The sequence below is a fragment of the Pseudomonas sp. B21-054 genome (assembly GCF_026016345.1).
GTDB lineage: Bacteria > Pseudomonadota > Gammaproteobacteria > Pseudomonadales > Pseudomonadaceae > Aquipseudomonas.
Genome location: NZ_CP087204.1, coordinates 3,628,192 through 3,654,498, shown reverse-complemented (window position 1 = coordinate 3,654,498; position 26,307 = coordinate 3,628,192). Strand labels below are relative to the sequence as shown.

The 26,307-nt window shown below is 65.6% G+C and carries 5 protein-coding genes; all 5 read right to left on the bottom strand.

The annotated features are described in order from the left end of the window. Nucleotides 1-292: 292 nt before the first annotated feature. Nucleotides 293-13,876 carry a non-ribosomal peptide synthetase gene (locus tag LOY70_RS15925; protein WP_265028385.1) on the bottom strand — a complete coding sequence of 4,528 codons (13,584 nt, stop codon included), beginning with the start codon at nt 13,874-13,876 and terminating at the stop codon, nt 293-295. A 4-nt stretch (nt 13,877-13,880) separates the two neighbouring features. Continuing rightward, nucleotides 13,881-19,268 carry a non-ribosomal peptide synthetase gene (locus tag LOY70_RS15920; RefSeq protein ID WP_265028384.1) on the bottom strand — a complete coding sequence of 1,796 codons (5,388 nt, stop codon included), beginning with the start codon at nt 19,266-19,268 and terminating at the stop codon, nt 13,881-13,883. After that, nucleotides 19,250-20,926, bottom strand: coding sequence for a condensation domain-containing protein (locus LOY70_RS15915; protein ID WP_265028383.1), 1,677 nt, complete (start codon nt 20,924-20,926; stop codon nt 19,250-19,252). Before LOY70_RS15915 ends, LOY70_RS15920 begins: the two co-directional genes overlap by 19 nt. Nucleotides 20,927-21,029: 103 nt before the next feature. Then, on the bottom strand, nt 21,030-25,682 hold the full coding sequence (locus tag LOY70_RS15910; protein WP_265028382.1) for a non-ribosomal peptide synthetase: 4,653 nt from the start codon (nt 25,680-25,682) through the stop codon (nt 21,030-21,032). Beyond that, complete coding sequence (locus LOY70_RS15905) at nt 25,664-26,203, bottom strand: condensation domain-containing protein (protein ID WP_265038085.1); 540 nt, start codon at nt 26,201-26,203, stop codon at nt 25,664-25,666. Before LOY70_RS15905 ends, LOY70_RS15910 begins: the two co-directional genes overlap by 19 nt. Nucleotides 26,204-26,307: the final 104 nt, after the last annotated feature.

Below are 26,307 nucleotides of genomic sequence, written 5' to 3'. Positions count from 1 at the left end.
AAGCCCGCTCCCACATTGGTTCCGAGACGGTCATGGAAGTCGCATTCACCCCCAATCCCCTGTGGGAGCGAGCTTGCTCGCGATGGCGGTGGTTCAGCTTGCATCAACACTGAATGTACTGCCGCCTTCGCGGGCAAGCCCGCTCCCACATTGGTTCCGAGGCGGTCATGGAAGTCGCGTCCATCCCCCAATCCCCTGTGGGAGCGGGCTTGCTCGCGAAAGCGGTGGATCAGCTTGCATCAACACTGAATGTACTGCCGCCTTCGCGGGCAAACCCCGCTGCCTCACAGATTCATGACCCCGTGCCGGTTTTCAACGCCTTGGAAATCGCCTCGCCCAGCTTGGTCACATGGGGTGCCTTGACCAGCGTCGTATGGGTGCCGGGCAATGCCGTCACGCTCACTTGATCCTGCAGCAATCCGCGCCAGCCCAGGGTCGGGTCGTTGCGTTGCTGTTCGCTCGCGGTGAACAGCGACACCTTGAGCGGGCTGGGTGGGCTGACATAGGCGCCGATGGCCAGGCGTGTCGCATAGGCAACGCCCAGGTGAGTGCGCAGCAGGGCGGCGTCGATGTCATGGGGCAACTCCTCCGGTAGCAGGCGATGGGTCATGCACAGTGTCAGCATGGCCTCGATGTCCGAGTGTTCCGCCAGCGCTGTCAGTTGCTGGAACAGTTCCGGGTCGATGCGCTCAGGGAGCCAGGCCATCAGGAACTGCGCTTCGCTGATCGATTGCGTCGGTACCGGGTCAGGCCGGGCCGAGGCATCAATGATGCCGAGGAATTCCACGGGCTCACCGCCGGCCTGGAGTTGACGCGCCATTTCATAGGCGATCAGGCCACCGGCCGACCAACCGGCGATCCGGTACGGCCCCTGCGGCTGGACCTGGCGGATGGCCGTCAGGTAACGCGCCGCGATGGCCGGCACGTCGGACAGCGGCGCTTCTCCCGCCACCAGGCCACTGGCCGCCAAACCGTAGACGGGGACCTGGGGATCCAACGCAGGCGCCAGATCCCGCGCATATTGCACTTCACCGCCCAGCGGATGGACCAGATACAGCGGTCGTTGCGAACCCGTGCGCCGGATCGGTACCAGATTGCTATGGGCGCCGGGCCGGGACTGGCCGTCGAGGGTCCTGGCGAAGCCGGCAATGGTCGGCTCGACGAACAGGTCACGCACGGCGATCGGTTTCCCGAGGACTTTGCGCAGGCGAGAGGCCATTTGCACCGCCATCAGCGAGATGCCGCCGAGGCTGAAGAAGTCGTCATGGCGGCTGATCCGTTCCTGTTTGAACAGGTCCTGCCAGAGGGCTGCGATGGCGATCTCGGTATCCCCTTGAGGCGCTTCATAAGGCAGCGGCACAGGACCGTCTTCAGCGATGACGGGCTGGACGACGGCATTGGCCGAGCGTTCCAGCGGCGGCGTGCCCTGCAACAACTGGCCGATGGATTGCTGTGCGTCGGTCACCAGGTTTTCCAGGACCTTGGCAAACAATCCGGCGATGTTCTGCACGGTGTGCAGGTCGAACAGGTCGTTGGCGTACTGCAGGCTGCCAGCGATGCGTTCGCCATTGTCGATCAGGGACAGCGAAAGGTCGAACTGCGTGGTGTTGTGGGGGCTTGCCAGGGTTTGCACCTCAAGCCCGGGCAACTGCAACGGTGCCGGTGGCGTGTTGTCCAGGCTCAACATCACCTGGAACAGCGGGCTGTGGCTCATGCTGCGAGTCGGTTGCAGGGCGCTCACCACCTGTTCGAAGGGCAGGTCCTGGTGATTGTAGGCGGCCAGGGTCAGGTCCTTGACTTTCCCCAGCAGCTCGTCGATGCGGGTATCACGCTCGGTGGAGACTCTCAACGCCAGGGTGTTGGCGAAGAAACCGATCAACGCCTCCAGCTCCGGACGCTGACGGTTGGCCACCGGTGTGCCGACCACTACATCCGCCTGGCCGCTCAGATGGCTCATCAACACTGACCAGCCCGCCAACAGCACCATGAACAACGTGGTGCCCCGGGCCTGGCTGAATGCCCGCAGATCGGCGCTGAGGGCGGGCGAAAAGCCGCACTCGATGATGCCACCGGTATACCGCTGTATCGCCGGGCGCGGACGATCCAGCGGCAGGTTCAGCAGCACCGGCGCGCCTTCCAGGTGTTGCCGCCAGAAGTCGATCTGCGTTTGCAGCGCCGGGCCTTCAAGGGATTGTCGTTGCCAGGCGGCATAGTCCACGTATTGCAGCGCCAGGGGCGGCAACGGGTCTTTCCGGCCTTGAGTGAAGGCGCTGTAGAGCACGCTGACCTCGTGAGCTAGCACGCTGTTGGACCAGCCATCGGAAACGATGTGATGCAAGGTGATGAACAGCACATGTTCGTCATCGGCCACTTGCACCAGGTGGCCGCGCATCAGTGGTCCGCTGTGCAAGTCGAACAACTGCGTGGCGTTGATCTGGCCGAGATGCTCTAGCGTGGCCTGGCGTTCAGCGGGGGCGATTGCACGCAGGTCCTGCTGCTCCAGGCGGAAGCCGTAGTCGGCCGGGGCGATTTTTTGCAGTGGCTCGTCGTCCACCAATTCGAATCGCGTGCGCAAGGTTTCGTGGCGCGCCACCAGGCGGTCGAGGGTCGCTTGCAGCGCAGCTTTGTCCAACACCCCCTTCAGGCTCAAGGCCAGGGGCAGGTGATAGGCCGCACCGGCCGCGTGGTCCAGATGATCGAGGAACCACAACCGCTGTTGCGAAAAGGACAATGGCAGTCGTCCCGCGCGATTGGCCAAGGGAATCGACACAGTCTCGGTGGGCGATGCAGCGTGCACCAGGGCGGCGAGGCCACGCACGGTCGGCGCGTCGAACAATTCGCGCAAGGTCACCCGTGCACCCAGCTTGCGTCGCAGTCGCGAAAGCAACTGTACGGCGAGCAGCGAATGCCCACCCAGCTCGAGGAAGCCGTCGTGACGGCCGACCTGATCCAGGTGCAGCAAGCCTTTCCAGATCTCGGCAATGGCGATTTCAGTGTCGCCTTGGGGCGCCTCGTAGGTTTTGCTCGCCAGGGATTCCTGGCCGGGCGCCGGCAGGGCGCGGCGGTCGAGCTTGCCGTTGGCAGTGAGGGGCAGGGCGTCCAGGTGCACGAAGGCACTGGGCACCATGTATTCGGGCAGATCGTTCAATAGCGCTTTGCGCAGTAGCTCGGCCGGGACCGGCTCGCCGCAGACATAGGCGACCAGGCGCTTGCTCTCCGAATCGCCTTGGCTGTCTTCTCGGGCGATCACCACGGCCTCGCGGATGCCCGGGCAGGCCACCAGTGCATTTTCGATTTCACCCAATTCGATACGGAAGCCACGGATCTTCACCTGGAAATCGTTGCGGCCCAGGTACTCCAGTGTACCGTCGGCCAGCCAGCGACCGAGGTCGCCGGTCTTGTACAGGCGTGCGTCAGGTTCGCGGCTGAACGGGTCGGCAATAAAGCGCTCGGCGCTCAGCTCCGGCCGGTTCAGGTAACCCCGGGCCACCCCAGCGCCGCCGATGTGCAGCTCACCGGCCACACCCAACGGCGTCGGTTCGCCACGGGCGTCAAGCACGTGGACCTGGACGTTGGCAATCGGCCGGCCAATGCTCGGACGCTCGCCCAGGTCACGGATCAGGTCGATGGTGGCGTCCACCGTGCATTCGGTCGGGCCGTACATGTTGTAGAAACGGATGCTCGGGCAGTTGCGCAGTTTCTCCCAGGTCGCGGCGTTGATGGCCTCGCCACCGAGCAGCACGCTGACGGGCTGGTAGCTTTGGCGTTCCAGGAGGCCGGCGGCGAGGAGGGTGTCGAGTTGCGACGGCGTGGAGTCGAAGGCGTGCACCTGGTGCTGTTCGAGGAAGTCCAGCAGTTCATGGCCGCTGGCGCGGATCAGTTGCGGGATGATCACCAGCCGGTGGCCGGAGAACAGCTGCGCGATGCCCTTGATCGACATGTCGAAAAAGAACCCGGCATTCAGGGCCACGGTGGCTGGGCTTGGGCAATGCTGGTGGGTGGTACGGGTCAACACTTGCCAGAAGTTGAACACCGAGCGGTGCTCGACCATCACGCCCTTGGACTGGCCGGTGGAGCCGGAGGTGTAGATCACATAGGCCAGGTGCTCAGGCGTCAGGCCAGGCACTTGCGGGTTCACATCGAACGTCGCATCGTCCGCCGCTCGCAGCAAGTCGCTCGTGTCGAGCAACAACACCGGCAGCTCGCCAGACGGCAGGGTAAGAGCCGCTTGGGTCAGCAAGGCCCGAGGCTGACTATCTTGCAGCATGAACGCCATGCGCTCGGCGGGGTGGGCCGGGTCGATGGGCACGTAAGCCGCCCCAGCCTTGAGCACGCCCAGCAGGCCGACGATCATGTCCAGGCTGCGTTCGGCACAGATCGCCACGCGCTGATCAGGTTCGACACCGAGTTCGAGCAACTGCCCGGCCAGGTGGTTGGCGCGACGATTGAGCTGGCGGTAAGTCAGCTGTTGGCTTTCGCAGACCAGGGCCACGGCATCGGGGTTGGCCTGGACCTGGGCTTCGAACAGGTGCTGGATCGGTTGCGCCGTGCCGAAATCCGTGGCGGTGTGGTTGAAGTCCGCCAGCAGCAATTGCCGCTCGGTGTCGGGGAGCACGTCCAGATCGCTGGCGAGGCGTTCGGGAGCCTGTTCAAGGGCTTCGACCAGCGCGGCGACGGCTTGGGCGAGGTAGGCGGCGATGCGTTGCGGGTCGATGCCGGTGATGGATTGGGCGGTCAGGGAGAAGCCGTTGCCGACATTCGCCACGGCAATTTCAATGGGGTAGTTGGTGCGGGTTTCGGAGGCGATGAAGTGCATGCCTTCGTGGCTGCCCATGTCGGCGACGTTTTCCCCGGACGCGTTCACCAGATCGCCATGGCGGCAGTTGAGGATCACGGTGAACAGTGGCAGCGACGTATCCACGGCACTGCAACGCTGGGCCAGGGCCAGGGACGCCTGTTCGTGGGTCAGTAGCTCACTGAGCTGCTGGTAGGCGTCGCGGACAATGTCGCTGACGGTGTTCTGCTGCAAGCGAATGCGCATCGGCAAGGTGTTGATGAACATCCCCAGTGCATGGTCGGCACCGGCGGTGCCTTGGGAGCGTCCCGACAACACCGTGCCGAAAATCCCGTCGTCGCGCCCGCTGGTGGCCGCGACGACCAGGCCCCAGGCCGCATGGAACAGCACGGATGTCGGGACCCCTTGAGTGCGTGCGGTTCGATACACCTGGGCGCTGAGATCGTCGCTCAAGTGTTTCACCGCACGCTTGATCCCCGCACCGTTGCCCCGTACATCGAGCACACCATAAGGCGCGGTGGTGGCATCCACATCGGCCAGCAAGTGACGGAAGTAGGCTTCGTGGTCGGCCTGGGGCACGCTGGCGGCCCGGGCGATGAAGTTACGGTACGGTTGGGACGGTGGCAGGCTCTCGGCCTGGCCGGCCATGACGGCCTGGATCTCCAGCATGATCAGGCGCAAGGTCACGTTATCGCTGATCAGGTGATGGTCGAGCAATGCCAGCAGCCATTGTGCCCGGGGTTCGTCGTAGATGACGTACGCCGCGATCAGCGGGGCCCGTTGCAGGTCCAGGCGCAGATGATGCGTGTCCGTATGGTCTCGGAGCATCTGCAAGGCGTCTTCGCCGGGCAAGCAGTCCAAGGTCATGACGGGCAGTTGCGCCTGGCGATGAACGACCTGCACCGGCTGCGACAAGCCGTGCCAGCGCAACGCGGTACGCAGGATGTCGTGGCGGTCGATCACCACCTGTACGGCGGCCAGGAAGTCGTCGAGCACCTGGCGACGATCGAACGTCACCACGGTACGCATCAGGTAAGCGTCGCCGTCGGCCTGCAACAAGTGGTGGAACAGAATGCCTTCCTGCAACGATGACAGGGGGTAGATGTCTTGCACATTGCCGGCGCCACCGGGGACGTCGGCGACGATTTGCTCGATTTCCTGTTGGCTCAGGGTCACCAGCGGCAACATCTGCGGGCCGATCGCCGTGCAATCGGCGGGGATCAGGTTCGCCGGGACCACCTGTTGGGTGGTGCTGCCACCGGCGAGGACGGTCGCCATGGCTTTGAGTGTCGGCGCAGAGAAGACCGTGCGCACATCCAGTTGCAAACCCGCCTGACGCAGGTGCTCGATCAGGCTGATGACCAGGAACGAGTGGCCGCCGAGTTCGAAAAAGTGATCCTGACGGCCCACTCGTTCAACCCCGAGCAACGTCTGCCAGGCGCTGGCCAGGGTCACTTCGATCTCCCCCAGCGGTGCTTCGTAGTGCTGGCTCGCGGTGGCAGACAAGTCCGGTGCCGGCAGGGCTGCGCGGTCGAGCTTACCGTTGGTGGTCAGCGGCCAGGCCTCCAGGGTCACGAAAGCACTGGGCAGCATATGCTCGGCCAGTACGCTTGCCAGCTGGCTGCGCAAGGACGAGGACTCCAGGACAACCCCTTCATGGGCGATCAGGTAGGCCACCAGGCGTTTGTCGCCGGGACGGTCTTCGCGCACGATCACCAGCGCCTCGCGGACTTCGGCACAATCGAGCAGGTGCGCCTCGATTTCCCCCAGCTCGATACGGAAGCCGCGGATCTTGATCTGCGAGTCGTTGCGGCCCACGTAGACCACGCCGCCATCGGCGCGGTAGCGAGCGATGTCGCCGGTGCGATACAGCCTTGCGCCGGGCTCCACGGCGAACGGATCGGCGATGAACCGTTCGGCATTGAGCGCCTCGCGATTCAGGTAATGCCGGGCCACACCGGCACCGCCGATGTAGATCTCACCGTTGACCCCCACCGGCACCGGTTGCCGGTACTCGTCGAGAATACGCAGGCACAGGTCCGGCAGCGGTGGGCCGATCAGGCTTGGCGCGCCGCCGTCGATTTCAGCCTGGCTGATCGGGTAGTAAGTGGCGTGCACGGTGATTTCGGTAATCCCGTACATGTTCACCAGGCGCGTGCGGGACAGCGCCGTGCGCGCGGTCCACGGCCGCAGGCTGCGGAAGTCCAGGGCTTCGCCGCCAAAGATCACTTCGCGCAGGGCATGTTCCTGCTCGCTGCGTTCACGGGCTTCGATCAATTGACGGAAGGCACTCGGCGTCTGGTTCAGGACGGTGACCTGCTGTTGGCAGACCAGTGCGTAGAAGTCGTCGGGCGAACGGGCCACGTCACTCGGGACGATCACCAACTTGCCGCCGAAACTCAGCGCGCCCCAGATTTCCCAGACCGAGAAGTCAAAGGCAAAGGAGTGGAACAGCGTCCACACGTCGTTTTGGTCGAAGTCGAACAACCCGGCGGTGGCATCGAACAGTCGTGCGACATTGCCGTGTTCCACCAGCACGCCCTTGGGCAGCCCGGTGGACCCCGAGGTGTAGATGACGTAGGCCAGGTGCCGCGGCGTCAGGCCCAGCGCCTTGGCTTCAAGGTTGTGGTCCAGGGACACGTCCGTCAGGTCGTCTGCGGCGACGTAATCCTTGAGGAGCACCACCGGCACGGCATGCTCAGGCAGCACGGCGAGGCAGTCAGGCTGGGCCAGCAAAGCCACCGGGGTGCTGTCGTCGAGCAGGTAGCCGAGGCGTTCGCTGGGGTAGGCCGGATCCAGCGGCACGTAGGCGGCGCCGGCCTTGAGCACGGCCAGCACCGCGCAGACCATTTCCACCCCGCGATGGGCCAGGATCGCCACGCGGTCATCGGGGCGTACGCCTTGGGCGAGCAGTTCACGAGCGATGCGGTTGGCGCGGCGGTTGAGTGCCTGATAGCTCAGTTCGCGTTCGCCCAGGACCAGGGCGGTGGCATGGGGCTGGGCGGCGGCAACCTGTTCGAAGCGCTGATGAATCAGCAGTTGCGCCGCGAACACGGCTTTGGGCGGCAGCGTCGCCGGCGAGGCCTGGCGCTGTGCCGGGGTGAGCAACGGCAGGGCGAGCACCGGCTGCGCGGGGTCCTCGATCATGGCTTCAAGCAGGGTCTGGAAGTGCTGGGCGAAGCGTTCCACGGTGCGATGGTCGAACAGGTCGCTGGCGTATTCGATCACGCCGCCCAGCGTGCCGCCGTCATCGTCCAGTGTCAGCATCAGGTCGAACTGCGAGGTTTCATGGGCCTGGGCCACGGGGACCAGGGTCAGGCCGGGCAGGCTCAGTTCAGCGCCGCCAGGGGTATTGTTGAGCGACAGGGCGACCTGGCACAGCGGGTTATGGCTCAGGGAGCGCGGTGGTTGCAAGGCCTCGATGACTTGTTCGAAAGGGATGTCCTGATGTTCGTGGGCCGCCAGGATGGTGTGTTTGATCTGCTCCAGCAACTGCGCCACGCTCGGGTTTTGCCCAAGGTCTACCCGTAAAGCCAGGGTGTTGACGAAGAAACCGATCAGGTTTTCGGTTTCAGTGCGGCCGCGGTTGGCCGTGGGGACACCGATCACGACGTCTCGTTCGTTACCCAGGCGGGCCATGAGGACCGACCAGGCACTGAGCAAGACCATGAACAGGGTGACGTTGTGCTGTTGGCAGAAACGCTCCAGGCGTTCTCGCATCGCGGGGGCGATCTCGACAAGGACGTCGCCGCCCCGATAGCTCTGCGTCGCCGGACGAGGGCGATCGGTGGGCAAGGACAATAGCGACGGCGCGCCGCCGAGGTGCTCACGCCAGAAGTCGGCCTGTTGACTCAGGCGCTCGCTGTCGAGGACCTGGCGCTGCCACGCCGCGTAGTCGGCATATTGAACCGACAGCGCGGGCAGGGGATCGGCCTGGTGTTGACTGAAGGCCCGATAAAGAGCGGCGAACTCCTTGACCAAGACACCCACCGACCAACCGTCGGAGATGATGTGATGCTGGGTGATGAGCAGCATGTGTTCGTCGTCGGCCAGGCGCAACAGCCGCCCACGAATCAGCGGTCCCTGGCGCAGATCGAACGGCGCCGCGGCCTCGCTGTTGGCGATGCGAGAGGCGCTGATGCTCGCCTGCTCATAAGGCAGGCTGCGCAAATCCTGTTCGGCCAAGGCAAAGCCGCAGTCTGCGGGGGCAATGATCTGCACCGGTTGTTCGCCATGACGATCGAAGGTGGTCCGCAGGCTTTCGTGACGCGCCACCAAGCGGTCGAGGACAGCCTTGAGCACGGCGTGGTCGAGATCGCCGCGCAGCAGCAAGGATGCGGGCATGTGGTAAGCGGTGCTGGCGTTTGCATCGAGTTGGTCGAGAAACCACAGGCGTTGCTGGGAAAAGGACAGCGCCAACGGTGCGTTGCGGTCGGCGATGCCGATGGTCTCGGTGCTGACGGTCTGCAGGTCGCCGACCACCCGTGCCAGTTCCTCCACGGTGGGATGACTGAACAGTTCGCGCAGCATCAGTTCGCCGCCCAACTGCTGCCGCACCCGGGAAACCAGTTGCGCGGCCAGCAGCGAGTGCCCGCCCAATTCAAAGAAGCTGTCACTGCGTCCCACGCGTTCCAGACCCAGCAGTTCCTGGAAAATCTGCGCCAGGGCCACTTCGACGGCACCTTCGGGCGCGGCATAACCGCGCTCGGACATGGCGTCCAGGTCCGGTGCCGGCAGTGCGTCCTGGTCCAGCTTGCCGTTGGCGGTAAGCGGGTAGGCCTGCAGACTGACAAAGGCACTCGGAATCATGTAGTCGGGCAGGGTCGCCCCCAACTGCTTGCGCAATGCCGCCACTTGCAGCACCGCGCCCGTCTCAGGGATCAGGTAGGCGATCAGGCGCTTGCCCTGGCTCGCGTCCTCGCGGGCCAATACCCGCGCTTCACGCACGCCTTCACAGGCCAGCAGCTTGGCTTCGATCTCCCCCAGTTCGATGCGGAAACCGCGAATCTTCACTTGGGCGTCGATCCGGCCCAAATGAACGATTTCACCATTGTCCAGCAGCTTGCCCAGGTCTCCGGAGCGATACAGTCGCTCGCCGGGCCGGAACGGGTCGCTAATGAAACGTTCGGCGCTCAAGGCCGGACGGTTCAGGTAGCCGCGACCCACACCCAGCCCGCCGACGCAGATTTCACCGGCCACACCCACCGGTAGCAGCCGTTGATGGGCGTCGAGCACGTAGGCCACGGTGGTCGGAATCGGCCGCCCGACATTGGAGACACCGGCGGCGATATCCGCCGCGCCAATGGCCTTGTAGGTCACGTGCACGCAGGTTTCGGTGATGCCGTACATGTTCACCAGCGCCACATGCCCGAAGGCACGGTGGAAGGCGTCGAGCTTGCCCAGTTCCAGGCTTTCCCCGCCGAAAATCACATAGCGCAAATGTTCCAGGCCCACCTGCGGCGTCGCCAGGGCCGCGGCGCTCAGTTGCAGGAACGCCGATGGCGTCTGGTTCAGCACCGTCACCTGTTCGCTTTCAAGGAAACCCAGCAATTCCACCGGATCGCGGCGCAGGGCTTCGGGCACCAGGCTCAGGCGCGCACCGTAGAGCAGGGCGCCGAAGATTTCCCAGACCGAGAAATCGAAGGCATTGGAGTGGAACAGCGACCAGACATCGTCGGCGCTGAACTGGAAGTCCAGTCGATTGTTGTGCAGCAGGCGCACGACGTTGCGGTGTTCGAGCAACGCACCCTTGGGTTCTCCGGTGGAGCCCGAGGTGTAGATCACGTAGCAGAGGTGGTCCGCCGCACTCGAGTTGGGCAGGTTGGCGGCGCTGACGCTGCTGTCCGTGGCGGCATCGAAGACTTCGATGCCGAGGGCCTGCAACGCCGGACTCATGTCCTGGCGGGCGATGGCCTTGTGGGCGCCGCTGTCGCGCAGCACATAGGCGATGCGCTCCTGGGGCGAGTTCGGATCGATGGGCACGTAGGCACCGCCGGCCTTGAGCACCGCCAGGGTGGCGACGATCATCTGTACCGAGGTATCCAGGGCAATGGCCACCAGCTCCTGGGGCTGCACGCCGGCCGCGCGCAGGCGATGGGCAAGGCGGTTGGCCTGTTCGTTGAGCTGTCGATAGCTCAGGCGCTCCAGGCCCAGATTGACCGCGATGCGGTCCGGGTACTGACGCACCTGTTCTTCGAAGATCTGATGCAGGGTCAGGGTTTCGGGCCAGGCCGCTTCGCTGTCGTTGAAGTCGAGGATCTGTCGCTGGCGTTCGGCGGCATCCAGCAGCGGGACGTCGTCGACACGCTGCTGCGAATCCTCGACAAAAGCTTCCAGCAGCCGCACGTAATGGCGCATCAGCTGCTGGATGAATTCGGCGTCGAAGAACTCCGCGTTGTACGCCAGGTGCCCGGCCCAGCGTGACTCATCGGCCGTGATCAGCAGATGCAGGTCGTTCTTGCCATAACCCAGGTTGGTTTCCAGCGTATTGACCGCCAGGCCCGCCACCAGCGTGTCGTGGTCGGTGGTGCGCTGGAAATTGAAGAGCACGTCGAACAGTGCGGTGCGGCTCATGTCCTTGGCCGGGTTGAGGGCCAGCACCAATTGGTCGAACTGCATGTGCCGGTGGCGCAGGCCCTGGGTCAGGTTGTTGGCGGTCTGTTCCCAAAGCTGTTGCAAAGTGGTGTCGCTGTCGCACAGGCCACGCATGACCAGCAGATTGTCCAGCGGCCCGACGACATCCCGCAGGGCCGGTTCACGGCAGGCGGCCGTGGTGCCGATCACCAATTCATCGTGGCCGGCGTAGCGGCGCAACAGGGCGGTGAATGCGCTCAGGGCCAGGCTGTCGCTGCTCACGCCGACTGCCCGGGCCAGCGCTTCAAGGCGCCGCGCCAGGGCCGGTTCGAGGGTGAAACCGTGGGTGGCTTCGGCAAACACATGCACCGCCGCCCGAGGTCGATTCAGGGGCAGTTCCAGGGCTTGCAGCTTGCCGCGCAGTTGATAGGCCCAATAGGCCCGCAGGTTTTCCAGCACAGTGGCCGGAAGGTTGCGTTGCCAGGCGGCAAAGTCGCCATAGCCCAGCGGCAAGGCCGGCAGGTCGGCGCTGCGGTCGGCGCAGGCGGCTTCGTAGAGGGCCAGGAGGTCGCGCTTGAGCAACTGCATGGCGCTGCGGTCGGCCAGCAGATGGTGCACGGCGATGGCCAGGATCCCATGCTGATCGCTTGCCCGTACCAGGCTGGCTCGTACCAGGCTGCCGCCGTCCATGTTCAACGGGCGCCGGGTCGCGGCCAGGGCCTGGCCCGGCAAGTCGTCGGGGTCGCCCTGGATCACTTCGAGCGTCAGGTTGGCCGGGCCGTCGAAGTGTTGCCAGGCCCGGCTACCGTCGCTCAATACCCGGCAGCGCAGGATGTCGTGGCGGGCCAGCAAGCCGTCGAGGGCGGTTTGCAGGGCTGGTTGATTGATCTCGCCGGTCAACTCCAGCAGTAACGCAATGTTGTGATAGACCGGATTGGCGTCGTATAGGTAGCCGGTTTCGAAGGTGTCGACGAACCACAGCCGTTCCTGGTGATAGGACAGCGGTGTCTGGCCTGGCCCGGGCACTTGGGCGGTGACCTCGGGCAAGGCTTGGGGCGAGTCCAGTTCCAAGGCACCGATACGGGTGTCAGGGGCTTCGGTAAAACAGTGCAACAGGCGCTCGAAGCGCGCGGCGAGGCGTTCGATAGTGGCGGCGTCGAACAGCGCGGTGGAATACGACAGGCTGCAGGACAGGCTCGGGCCGCCTTCGTCGATGTGCAGGGACAGGTCGTGCTGGGTGTTGTCCTTGCGCGAGGGCAGGAACTCCAGGTTCAGCCCCGGCAATTGCAACTGGCCGCCGGCACCGGCGGCATTGGTGTAGAGCATGGTCTGGAACACGGGGCTGTAGCTGGCGCTGCGCGCAGGCTTGAGGGCCTCGACCACCAGTTCGAATGGGGTGTCCTGCTGGGTGGAGGACTCCAGCATCAATTGCTTGACCTGCTGCAGTACCTGGTCAAGGGTCGGGTTGGCTTCCAGGCGCACGCGCAGGGCCAGGGTGTTGACGAAGAACCCGATCAGCGCCTGTACGTCGTGGCGGTCGCGGTTGGCGGCGACGGTGCCGATCACCAGGTCCTGTTGACCGCTGATGCGGGCCAGCAAGACCGCCCAGGCAGCCATCAAGGTCATGAACGGCGTTGCGGCGCGGGACTGGGCGAACTGCACGATGGCGGCGGACAACGAGGCTGGCAGGTCGAAGCCCAGGGTTTCGCCGCGGTAGCTCTGGACCGCCGGGCGCGCCCGGTCGGTCGGCAATGAAAGCAGCGCCGGGGCGCCAGCCAGGTGGGCGCGCCAGAATTCCACTTGGCGCTCCAGGTGCTCGCCTTCCAGGTGCTGACGCTGCCAGGCCGCGTAGTCGGCGTACTGTCGGGTCAGCGGCGGCAGCGGGTCGGGCTGCCCGGTGCTGAATGCCTGATACAAACTCGCGAATTCCTTGACCAGGATGCCAATGGACCAGCCGTCGGAGATGATGTGGTGCTGGGTGATCAGCAGCTTGTGCTCATCGTCGGCCAGGCGGAGCAGGGTGCCGCGGATCAGCGGCCCGCGCAGCAGGTCGAACGGCGCCGCGGCGGCGTCTTCGCTCAGGTGTGCGGCCTCGGTTGCGGCCTGGTCCCGGGGCAGGTGCCGCAGGTCATGGGTCACGAGGCTGAAGCCGCAATCGGCCGGGGCGATGACTTGCACCGGCTGTTCGCCCTCGCGGCGGAAAGTGGTGCGCAGGCTTTCATGCCGCGCCACCAGGCGATCGAGGGCAGCCGAGAGGGCGGCCTGGTCGAGGGCACCTTGCAACAACAACGAGGCGGGTATGTGGTAGGCGGCGCTGGCGGTCGGGTCCAACTGGTCGAGAAACCACAGCCGCTGCTGGGCGAACGACAGCGCCAGCGGCGCGGCGCGGTCGACGCAGGCCATGTCGTCGGCAACGGTTTCGATGACGCGCGTCGCGCCACGTTGCTTGAGCAGTCGCAGCAGTGCGGCGCGTTTCAACTGGTCGAGACTATCGTTATGTTCGTTCAATTTATTAAGCATCCTTGGAGACGATAGCGAGCAGTTCGCTTTCAGACAGCGAAGCCATTTGTTGTTGCAGGTCGAGCAATTCATCCGACTCGTACTGCGCCAGTTGCAAGGTATTGATCAGGTCGGCCAGGGCCAGCAGCGAGGGGTGTTCGAACACGCCCCTGAGCGGCACTTCGACGCCGAAGATTTCCCGCGCCCGGAGCGTGACTTGCACCGCCAGCAGCGAGTGACCGCCGAGTTCGAAGAAGTCGTCGTGTCGGCCGATGCGTTCCAGGCCCAGCAAGTCGGCCCAGAGCTGTGCCAGCAGCGTCTCGGTTTCACCGTTGGGCGCTTCGTATTGGCGGCGGGCAAAGTCTTCATTGCCGGGCGCGGGCAGGGCACGCCGGTCCAGCTTGCCATTGGGGCTCAACGGCAACCGCTCGACCACCACGAACGCCGCCGGGACCATGTAGTCCGGCAACTGCGAAGTCAGGTAAGGCCGCAGCGTGCTGCTGGCATTACGGCCAGCCAGGTGCGGCTCGACGCTGAGGTAAGCCACCAGGCGCGTCGCCCCCGGGGTGTCTTCGCGAGCGATGACCGCGGCCTCGCGCACCCCTGGCAGGGTCAGCATCAGCGCCTCGATCTCGCCGGGCTCGATACGGAAACCGCGGATCTTGACCTGCTGGTCGTTACGCCCGAGGAATTCGACCACCCCATCGGCGCGCAGGCGCACCAGGTCGCCGGTGCGGTACATCCGTGGCTCGTCGCCCGGGGCGAACGGGTCGCTGAGGAAGTGTTCGGCGTTCAGTGCGGCCCGGTCCAGGTAGCCGCGGGCAACCCCCGCGCCGCCCACGTAGAGTTCGCCCGGCACGCCGATCGGTACCGGTTGGCGCTGTTCATCGAGCACGTACAGGCGGCTGTTGGGAATCGCCCGCCCGATGGGCACCGTGCCCAGGTCCGCGGCGGTGCAGCGATGCACCGTGGTCCAGACGGTGGCTTCGGTGGGGCCGTACTCGTTGTACAACGCGATCGCCGGTTCCAGCCCGCTGCATTCCTGCACCAACTGTGCGGGACAGGCTTCGCCGGCGACGATCATCTCTTGCAGGCTGCCATGCCCGTTGCCGCTGGCAAGGCTTGCCAGCACCAGGCGGCCCAGGGACGGCACACACAGCAGCGAAGTGACGGCCTGTTCGCCAATGAAGCGGGCGATGGCCTCGGGGTCGCGGGCGGTTTCGGCATCCGGGATGCACAAGGTGCCGCCACTGACCAGCGTACCGAAGATCCCGGCCACGGAACTGTCGAAGGCAATCGATGACAAGAGCAGGAAGCGCTTGCCGGTCGCCGGTCCATACACCGTGCCCCGGGCCAGTGTCGAGGTCACCAGGTTGCGGTGCTCGATCATCACGCCCTTGGGCTTGCCGGTGGAGCCGGAGGTGTAGATCACATAGGCCAGGTGCTCTGGCGTCAGGCCGACGCTATCGGGTTGAGGATCGCGGCTGTTCGACGAGGTCGCCAGCGCCCGCTCGATGGCCAGGTAGCGAGTGCCTTCCTGCAATGTGCCCACGGCCGCGCGACCGACCGGGTCGGCCAGCAACAGGCGCGGCCTGGCGTCCTCGATAATCGAGGCCAGGCGCTCGGCGGGATAGGTCGGGTCCAGCGGCACGTAGGCGCCCCCGGCCTTCAGGATGCCCAACAGGCCACTGATCATCGCCACGCCGCGTTCGACGCAGATGGCCACCAGATCCCCCGGCAGGACGCCAGCCGCGATCAACTGTTGGGCGAGGCCGTTGGCCTGGGCGTTGAGCTCGGCATAACTGAGGGATTGGCGGCCGTCGAGCGATGCACAAGCGTTTGGCGTGCGGCGAACCTGTTCTTCGAACAGCTGTTGAATGCACAGGCCAGTCGGGTAATCCACCTCGGTCTGGTTAAAGGTGTCCAGCAGCAGGGTGCGCTCCTGGGCAGGCAGCACGTCCAGCTCCGTGAGTGGGATCCGAGGCGTGTACATCAAGGCCTGGGCCAGTTGCTCCAGCGCCCGTTGCATCAGGGCACAGATGCGTTGCGGGTCCACTGCCTGCACGCTTTGCACGGTCAGGCCCAGGGAATCGCCGTAGTCGTTGACCGACAGGGTCAGTGGATAATTGGTCCGCTCGGCGCTGTCCAGGATGTGCATGCCGGGCCATTGCAGCTGGCTGTCGTCGCGCTGGTGCCGATAGTTGAGCAAGGTGGTGAACAGCGGCAAGGCACTCGGCACGCCACTGCAACGTTGCGCCAGGGCCAGGGAGGCCTGTTCGTGGTTCAGCAGTTCGACCAGGTCGCGGTGAGTGGCCAGCACCTGTTCGTGGGCGCCGGCGGTCAGTGGCACGCGCACTGGCAGTGTGTTGATGAACACGCCCAAGGCCCGTTCGGCCCCGGCCGAGCCTTGCAGGCGCCCGGCGACCACGGTCCCGAATACCACATCATCGCGGCCGGTGCAGCGGGCCAGCACCTGCGCCCAGGCGACATGGAACAGCGTCGCCGGGGTGATGCCCCGCTCCCGGGCCAGGGCCCGCAGACGCAGGTTGAGCTCGACGCTCAACGTCACACTCGCTTCCTCGATGTGACGGCCGTCGCCTTGTACCTCCAGCAGATCAAAGGGCGCGGTGGGTGCATCCACATCCGCCAGGCGGCGGCTGAAATAGGCTTCGTGGACGTCGGCGGGGACGGCCTGGGCCTGGGCAATGAAGTCACGATAGGGCTGTGGTGCCGCCAGGCTCTCGGCTTGGTCATGGAGGATCGCATGGATTTCTTCCAGGACGATTTCCAAGGTCACGTGGTCGCTGGCCATGTGGTGGTTGAGCAGCGCCAGCAGCCAGCGCTCGGAATGCGGATCCTGGGCGATGCAGGCACGCATCAGCGGCGCCTGGCGCAGATCCAGTCGCAGTTGCCGCGGATCGCTCAGGGCTTCGAGCTGGCTGAGCGGGTCCTTGTGGCTGTCGAGGGAAACACTGTGCACCGGCAAGCGCGCCTGGCGCTGTACGACCTGCACCGGTTGAGGCAAACCGTCCCAATGCACGCAGGTGCGCAGGATGTCATGGCGATCGATCACCTGCTGCAAGGCGGCGGTGAAGGCATCGAGGCGCTGGCGGTTGTCGAACTGCAGCATTGAGCGCACCAGGTAGGCGTCGCCTTCGTGCCCCAGCAGGTGATGGAATAGGATGCCCTGTTGCAGCGGTGCCAGGGGGTAGATGTCCTGGATGTTCGCGGCACCGCCAGGTACGGCGCCGACGATACGTTCGAGTTGGCCGGCGGTCAGCTCCACCAGCGGCAGCATGTCCGGGGTCAGGGCCGTGCACGCGGACGGGATGCGATTGGCCGGTGCCTGGAACGCCGCTTGTGGGGCGTTCGTCAGGGCTTGGGCGAGTTCGGCCAGGGACGTGCTGCTGAAGATCGCCCGGACATCCGCGTGCAAGCCTTGTTCGCGCAGGCGTTCGATCAGGCTGACCGCCATCAGCGAATGGCCGCCCAGCTCGAAGAAGCCGTCATGACGCCCGATGCGCTCGACCCCCAGCAAGGCTTGCCAGATCCCGGCAATGATCAGTTCGACGCGCCCCTCAGGCGCCTCAAAGGCCCGGCTGGCATAGGCATCCTGGTCCGGTTCGGGCAGGGCGCGGCGGTCGAGCTTGCCATTGGGCGTGAGTGGCAAGGTGTCGAGCACGACGAAGGCGCTGGGCACCATGTGCTCGGGCAGGCGCTTGAGCAGTTCGGCGCGCAATTGCCCGGCGGCGGCCGGTTCGCCACACAGGTAGGCAACCAGACGCTGGCCGGACGAGTGCTCGCGAGCGATGACGGCGGCTTCGCGCACACCCGCCAGTGCGGCGAGGGCGGCTTCGATTTCCCCGAGTTCGACCCGCAGGCCACGGATCTTCACCTGATCGTCATTGCGTCCCAGATACTGCAGGGTGCCGTCAGGCAACCAGCGACCGAGGTCGCCGGTCTTGTACAGGCGTGCGTCGGCCTTGCCGTAGAACGGGTCGGCGATGAAGCGTTCGTCGCTGAGTTGCGGCAGGTTGAGGTAACCGCGGGCCACACCGACACCGCCGATATGGATCTCGCCGGGCACGCCCACTGGCAGCAGTTGCCCGTGGGCGTCCAGCACGTGCAATTGCATGTTTCGGACTGGCCGGCCAATGGGGATCGACTGGTGCCGGTAGGTCTCAAGGTCGCTGTCGGCGGTGTACCAGGCGACCACGTCGCTGCACTCGGTCGGCCCGTAGCTGTTGATCACCGTCGGCCGTGGCTGGGCGAGTTTTTCCAGCATGGCGACCTGGATCGGCTCGCCCCCCAGGACCACCCGTTTCAGGCAGGCCAGGGCTTGCCCGTGGTCGGCGTCCACCAGCGCGTGGAAAGCGCTGGGCGACATATTGAGGTGGGTAATCCCGGCCTCGGCGACCTGGGCGACGATGGCGCCGGGGTTGAAGGGTTCGGCGGCCAGGTGCAGCGAGGCCCCGACCATCAGCGGTGCGAGGATGTTCTTCTGGGTCAGGTCGAAGTTGTAGGAGGACGCCAGTAGCACCGCGTCGCCGGCGTGGAACGCCAGGTCCTCGAGGTACCAGTCCAGCAGGTTGCGCAGGCCGCGATGTTCGACCATCACCCCTTTGGGCAAACCGGTAGAGCCAGAGGTGTAGATCACGTAGGCCAGGTGACTGAACCCCAGTCCCTTCACCTGTGGGTTGTGGCTCGGGGCCTGGGCCAGGGGCGCGCTGCCCAGTTCCAGCGTCGCCAGGCCTTGTGGCACCGGTACCTCGTCCAGGCCGGATTGGTGGATCAGGGCCCGCGGCTTGCTGTCGGCCAGCATGTGGGCCAGCCGTTGCGCCGGGTACTGCGGGTCGAGCGGCACATAGGCCGCGCCGGCTTTCAGGATACCCAGCAGGCCGATCAGCATGTGCGGGCTGCGGCGCGCGCACAGGCCGACGGTGTCGTCGGGCTGCACACCCAGTGCGATCAAACCGTGGGCGACGCGGTTGGCCTGGGCGTTGAGTTCGGCATAGCTCAGGGTCTCCCCGGCGCAGACCAGCGCCACGGCGTCCGGGGTGAGGCTCGCCTGGGCCTCGAACACGACGTGAGGGAAGCGGCTCGGGCTTTCGTCCAGGGCAGCACCGGCCGGGTTGAAGGTTTCCAACAGTTGCTGGCGCTGCGCGTCATCCAGCAACGGCAGGCTCGCCAGCGGCTGCGTCGCATCGTCGAGCAGGGCGTCGAGCAGGTGCAGCAGGTGCTGGCCCCAACGGGCGATGGTGCTTGCGTCGAACAGGTCGGTGGCGTACTCGAACTGGCCGCTGATGCAGTCGCCGTCGTCGTTGAGGGACAGGCTCACGTCGAATTGGGTGGTGCCGGTGGGCTGGGGCAGTGGGCTCAAGCTCAGGCCGGGCAGTTCCAAGGCCTGGTCGCGGGGGTGTTACCCAGCACCAGCATGGCCTGGAACAGCGGGCTGTGGCCGAGGCTACGCTCCGGTTGCAGGGCTTCGACGACTTGTTCGAATGGCAGGTCCTGGTGGCTGTAGGCGTCGAGGGTGGTGGCCTTGATCTGTTCCAGCAACTGGTCGACGCGGCTGTGGGCCTGGACGTCGATGCGCAGGGCCAGGGTGTTGACGAAGAAGCCGATCAACGCCTCGGTTTCCCGGCGTGGGCGGTTGGCAACCGGTGTGCCGACCACCACCTGCGGCTGGTTGCTCAGGCGCGAGAGCAGGATCGACCAGGCGCCGAGCAGGGTCATGAACGGGGTCAGGCCCTGTTGCTGGCTGAAGCGGCGCAAACGGCTGCTCAGCGGTGCGGGCAATTGCAGGGCCAGCGCGGCGCCTTGGTAGCTTTGCACCTGGGGACGTGGGTGGTCGCCGGGCAGTTCCAGCAGCGCCGGGGCGCCGTCCAGGTGCGCTTTCCAGAAACCGACCTGGGCGTGCAGGCGTTCGCCTTGCAGGTGCTGCTGTTGCCAGTTGGCGTAGTCGGCGTATTGCAGGGCCAGGGGTGGCAGCGGGTCGTCAAGGCCCTGGCTGAACGCGGCGTAGAGCGTGTTGAACTCGCCGATCAACACCGCCACCGACCAACCGTCGGAGACGATGTGGTGCTGGGTCACCAGCAGGATGTGTTCGTCCTCGGCCAGGCGCAGCAGGCGGCCGCGAATCAGCGGTCCCTGGCTCAGGTCGAAGGCGTCCCGGGCTTCGGCCTGGGTGAGTTGGGCTACGGCGGTTTGCCGGGCTTCGGCGTCCAGGGCTTGCAGGTCGTGTTCCTGCAAGGCGAAGCCGCTGTCGGCGGCGGCGAAGCGCTGGCGGACCTCGCCGTCGCGGCGTTCGAAGGTGGTGCGCAGGCTTTCGTGACGGGCGACGATGCGGTCCAGGGCGCGTTGCAAGGCGTTGCGATCCAGGCTGCCGCGCAAGTGCAGGGCGGCGGGCATGTGATAGGCCACGCTGGCGGCGTGGTCCAGTTGATCGAGGAACCACAGGCGTTGCTGGGCCAGGGACAGCGGCAACGCTTGCTCGCGGGAGACCACGTCGATGGGCTGGACGTGGGAGTGCCCGGCCTGTTCCACCCGCTGGGCCAGTTCGCTCAGCGAGGTCTGGGCGAAGAGGGTGCGCAGGTCGATCTCGACGCCGAGGTCCTGGTGCAGGCGGGCCTGCAACTGCACGGTCAGCAGGGAATGGCCGCCGAGTTCGAGGAAGCCGTCGTGACGACCGACCTGATCCAGTTGCAGCAGGTCTTTCCAGATCTCGGCGAGGGCGATTTCCGTGGTGCCCTGGGGCGCCTCGTAGGTTTTGCTGGCCAGGGCTTCCAGGCCGGGGGCCGGCAGGGCGCGACGGTCGAGCTTGCCGTTGGCGGTCAGGGGCAGGGCATCGAGGTGGACGAAGGCGCTGGGCACCATGTATTCGGGCAGGTGCTTGAGCAGGGTGCCGCGCAGGTGTTCGGCGTTGGCCGGTTCGCCGCACAGGTACGCCACCAAGCGATTGTCTTCCCGGGCAATCACGATGGCATCGGTGACACCGGCACAGCCGAGCAAGACGTTTTCGATTTCTCCCAACTCGATACGGAAGCCACGGATTTTCACCTGGAAGTCATTGCGTCCCAGGTACTCCAGCGTGCCGTTGGCGAGCCAGCGGCCTAGGTCGCCGGTCTTGTACAGGCGTGCGTTCGGCTCGCTGCTGAACGGGTCAGCGATGAATCGCTCGGCGCTCAGGCTCCGGCCGGTTCAGGTAACCCCTGGCTACGCCGGTGCCGCCGATGTGCAGCTCACCGGCCACGCCCAACGGCGTCGGTTCGCCATGGGCGTCCAGCACGTGGACCTGGACGTTGGCAATCGGTCGGCCAATGCTCGGACGCTCGCCCAGGTCACGGATCAGGTCGATGGTGGCGTCCACCGTGCATTCGGTCGGGCCGTACATGTTGTAGAAGCGGATGCTCGGGCAGTCGCGCAACTTCGTCCAGGTCGCGGCGTTGATGGCCTCGCCACCGAGCAGCACGCTCACCGGCTGGTAGCTTTGGCGTTCCAGCAAGCCGGCGGCGAGCAGGGTGTCGAGTTGCGACGGCGTGGAGTCGAAGGCGTGCACCTGGTGCTGTTCGAGGAAGTCCAGCAGTTCATGGCCGCTGGCGCGGATCAGTTGCGGGATGATCACCAGCCGGTGGCCGGAGAACAGCTGCGCGATGCCCTTGATCGACATGTCGAAGAAGAACCCGGCATTCAGGGCCACGGTGGCCGGGCTTGGGCAATGCTGGTGGGTGGTACGGGTCAACACTTGCCAGAAGTTGAACACCGAACGGTGCTCGACCATCACGCCCTTGGACTGGCCGGTGGAACCGGAGGTGTAGATCACATAGGCCAGATGCTCAGGCGTCAGGCCAGGCACTTGCGGGTTAGCATCGAAAGCCGCGTCATCCGCCGATCGCCGCGAATCAACTGTGTCGAGCAACAACACCGGCAGCTCGCCGGACGGCAGGGTAAGGGCCGCTTGGGTCAACAGCGCCCGAGGCTGACTGTCTTGCAGCATGAACGCCATGCGCTCGGCCGGATGGGCCGGATCGATGGGCACGTAGGCCGCGCCAGCCTTGAGCACGCCCAACAGGCCGACGATCATGTCCAGGCTGCGTTCGGCACAGATCGCTACGCGCTGATCGGGCTCGATGCCCAGCTCGAGCAACTGCCCGGCCAGGTGGTTGGCGCGACGGTTGAGCTGGCGGTAGGTCAGTTGTTGATTTTCGCAGACCAGGGCCACGGCGTCGGGGTTGGCCTGGACCTGGGCCTCGAACAGATGCTGGATCGGTTGCGCCGTGCCGAAATCCGTGGCGGTGTGGTTGAAGTCTGCCAGCAGCAATTGCCGCTCGGTGTCGGGGAGCACGTCCAGATCGCTGGCGAGGCGTTCGGGAGCCTGTTCAAGGGCTTCGACCAGCGCGGCGACGGCCTGGGCAAGGTAGGCGGCGATGCGTTGCGGGTCGATGCCGGTGATGGATTGAGCGGTCACGGAGAAGTCGTCGCCTTCATCCGCCACGGCCACTTCGATCGGGTAGTTGGTGCGCGCTTCGTTGCTCAGGAACCGCACGCCGTCCCAGGCCAAGACCTGGTCTTCGTTGGCCAGCGAGCCGCCGTCAGTCTGGTGGCGGTAGTTGAGCAGCGTGGTGAACAGCGGCAGGCCCGCGCCAACACCGCTGCAACGTTGGGCCAGGGCCAGGGAGGCCTGTTCGTGGGCGAGCAGTTCGCCGAGGTCGCGATAGGTTTCGTCCACCAGCGCCCTGGCGCTGAACCCGGCCAGTTGCACCCGGACCGGCAAGGTATTGATGAACACGCCAAGGGCTCGATCGGCGCCCAGTGAACCTTGCAGGCGTCCGGCGACCACGCTGCCGAACACCACGTCGTCGCGGCCGGTGCAGCGTGCGAGCACCTGGGCCCAGGCAATATGAAACAGCACGGCCGGCGTCACCCCGGCCAGGCGCGACTGAGCGCGGATCCGCAGGTTCAGGGCCCGGTCGAGCCGCACGCTGGTCTCCACCACCTGGGCACCGTCGCCCTGCACATCCAGCACACCGAACGGTGCGGTGGGCTCCTCGATGCCGGCCAGGCGCCGGGTGAAATAGGCTTCATGGGCCTGGGGCGGCGTGGCGAGTACCTGGGCGACAAACTCCCGATAAGGCATTGGCGTCGGCAGGTGGGCGCGTTGGCCCTGCATCAACAGTTGGATTTCTTCGAGGACGATGCCCAGGGACACGTGATCGCTGATCATGTGATGGTCCAGCAAGGCCAGCCACCAGCGTTCGGACTGCGGGTCCTGGGCGATGCAGGCGCGCATCAAGGGGGCCTGCTGCAAATCCAGACGCAGGTGGCGCGGATCGCTCAAGCGCTCCAGTTGGACGCGTGGATCCTCATCGGCCACCAGGGTGATGGGATGGATCGGCAGCCCGGCCTGGCGCTGCACCACTTGGACCGCTTGCGGCTGTCCGACCCAATGCACGGCACTGCGCAGGATGTCGTGGCGGTCGATCACCTGTTGCAGGGCGGCGATGAAGGCATCGAGGCGCTGGCGGTTGTCGAACTCGATCATCGAGCGCACCAGATAGGCGTCGCCTTCGTGCCCCAGCAGATGATGGAACAGGATGCCCTGTTGCAAGGGGGCCAGGGGGTAGATGTCCTGGATGTTCGCGGCCCCGCCAGGTACGGCGCTGACGATTCGTTCCAACTGCGCCGGGGTCAGTTCCACCAGGGGCAACATGTCTGGCGTCAGCGCCGTGCAATCGGCCGGGATACGATTGGCCGGGGCCAGGAACAAGGCTTCATCGCTACGACTCAGGGCTTGGGCCATTTCCCGTAGGCTGGGTGCGGTGAACACGGTGCGTACCGTCGCGCTCAGGCCATGCTGGCGCAGGCGATCGATCAGGCTCACGGCCAGCAGCGAATGCCCGCCGAGCTCGAAGAACCGGTCATGCCGGCCGACTTTCTCGATGCCCAGCAGGTCTTGCCAGACCGTCGCGACGATTTGTTCGATCTCGCCCCGTGGGGCCTCGTAGGCCCGGCTGGCGAACGCTTCCTGGCCTGGTGCGGGCAGGGCGCGGCGGTCGAGCTTGCCGTTGGGCGTCAGTGGCAGGGCCTCGAGGTGGACGAAGGCGCTGGGCACCATGTATTCGGGCAGGGCCGCCAGCAAGACGCTGCGCAAGTGCTCCACCGGCACCGGTTCACCGCACAGGTAAGCGATCAACCGCTTGCTGTCCGATTGGCCCGGTTGGCTTTCCTGGGCCACCACCACCGCTTCACGTACACCGGCACAGCCCGCGAGGATGGCCTCGATCTCGCCCAGTTCTACGCGGAAACCGCGGATTTTCACCTGGTCGTCGTTGCGTCCCAGGTACTGCAAGGTGCCGTCAGGCAGCCAGCGGCCGAGGTCGCCGGTCTTGTACAGGCGCGCGTCCGGGTCGGTGCTGAACGGGTCGGCGATGAAGCGCTCGGCCGTCAACGCCTGGCGATTGAGGTAACCGCGCGCGACCCCGACGCCGCCGATGTGGATCTCGCCGGCGACCCCGAGCGGGACGAGGTTGCCGTTGGCATCGAGGACATGCAGCTGGGTGTTGCGCACCGGTGTGCCGATGGAGCGGAAATCGTCGTGGTCGCTTTCCATCAGGCGGATCGAGGCATTCACGGTGGCCTCGGTCGGGCCGTAGGCGTTGAACAACGCCGGGCGATGGCCGGCGCGGGCGAACCATTGGCTCACCGCCTGTTTGCCCACCGCTTCGCCACCGATCATGAACTGGCGCAACGAGGTCGGCAGCGGCACATGTCGGTCGCGGCTGACCTGTTGCCAGAACACCGTTGGCAGGTTCGCGACGGTGATCCCATGGTGTTCGCACAGCGTGGCGAAGGCAGCGGTGCCGGCAATCCAGGCATCGCTGCGCAGTACCAAGGTGGCACCGCTGAGCAATGCACCAAAAATCTCTTCCACCGACATGTCGAACGTCATGGTGGCGAATTGCAGGATGCGATCACCAGGGTTGAGGCCATAGCGCTCTTGCAGGGCACCGATCTGGTTGCATACCGAGCGGTGCTCGAGCATCACGCCTTTCGGTTTGCCTGTGGAGCCGGAGGTGTACATGACGTAAGCCAGGTGCCGGGAGGTCAAGCCTTCGACCCGTGGGTTGTGGTCATCGCCTTCGCTCGTGTCGTCCAGCAACAGTTGCGTAATCTGCAATGGCGGCAGTTGTTCAACCAGCAAACCCTGGCTGAGCAGGACCCGAGGCGAGCTGTCGCTGAGCATGTGCTGCAAGCGATCCTGCGGATAATTCGGGTCCAGCGGCACATAGGCACCGCCGGCCTTGAGGATGGCCAGGATGCCAATGATCATCTCGGGGCTGCGCTCCACCAGCAGCGCCACACGCTCATCCGGGCGCAGGCCGACGGCGATCAAGCGGTGGGCGATACGGTTGGCCCGGGCATTGAGTTCGGCGTAGCTGAGTCGGGTGCCCTCGGCCTGGACCGCGATGGCCTGTGGCTGGACCCGCGCATGTTGTTCGAACCATTCATGCACCAGCCTGCCCTCGGGGAAGGGGGCATGGGTCTGGTTGAAACCGCCGAGCAGTTGCCGGCGCTGCGCGTTGTCCAGCAATGGCAGGGTCGCCAGCGGCTGCGTCGCATCGTCGAGCAGGGCGTCGAGCAGGTGCAGCAGGTGCTGGCCCCAACGGACGATGGTGCTTGCGTCGAACAGGTCGGTGGCGTACTCGAACTGGCCGCTGATGCAGTCGCCGTCGTCGTTGAGGGACAGGCTCACGTCGAATTGGGTGGTGCCGGTGGGCTGGGGCAGTGGGCTCAAGCTCAGGCCAGGCAGTTCCAAGGCCTGGTCGCGGGGGTGTTACCCAGCACCAGCATGGCCTGGAACAGCGGGCTGTGGCCGAGGCTACGCTCCGGTTGCAGGGCTTCGACGACTTGTTCGAATGGCAGGTCCTGGTGGCTGTAGGCGTCGAGGGTGGTGGCCTTGATCTGTTCCAGCAACTGGTCGACGCGGCTGTGGGCCTGGACGTCGATGCGCAGGGCCAGGGTGTTGACGAAGAAGCCGATCAACGCCTCGGTTTCCCGGCGTGGGCGGTTGGCAACCGGTGTGCCGACCACCACCTGCGGCTGGTTGCTCAGGCGCGAGAGCAGGATCGACCAGGCGCCGAGCAGGGTCATGAACGGGGTCAGGCCCTGTTGCTGGCTGAAGCGGCGCAAACGGCTGCTCAGCGGTGCGGGCAATTGCAGGGCCAGCGCGGCGCCTTGGTAGCTTTGCACCTGGGGACGTGGGTGGTCGCCGGGCAGTTCCAGCAGCGCCGGGGCGCCGTCCAGGTGCGCTTTCCAGAAACCGACCTGGGCGTGCAGGCGTTCGCCTTGCAGGTGCTGCTGTTGCCAGTTGGCGTAGTCGGCGTATTGCAGGGCCAGGGGGGCAGCGGGTCGTCAAGGCCCTGGCTGAACGCGGCGTAGAG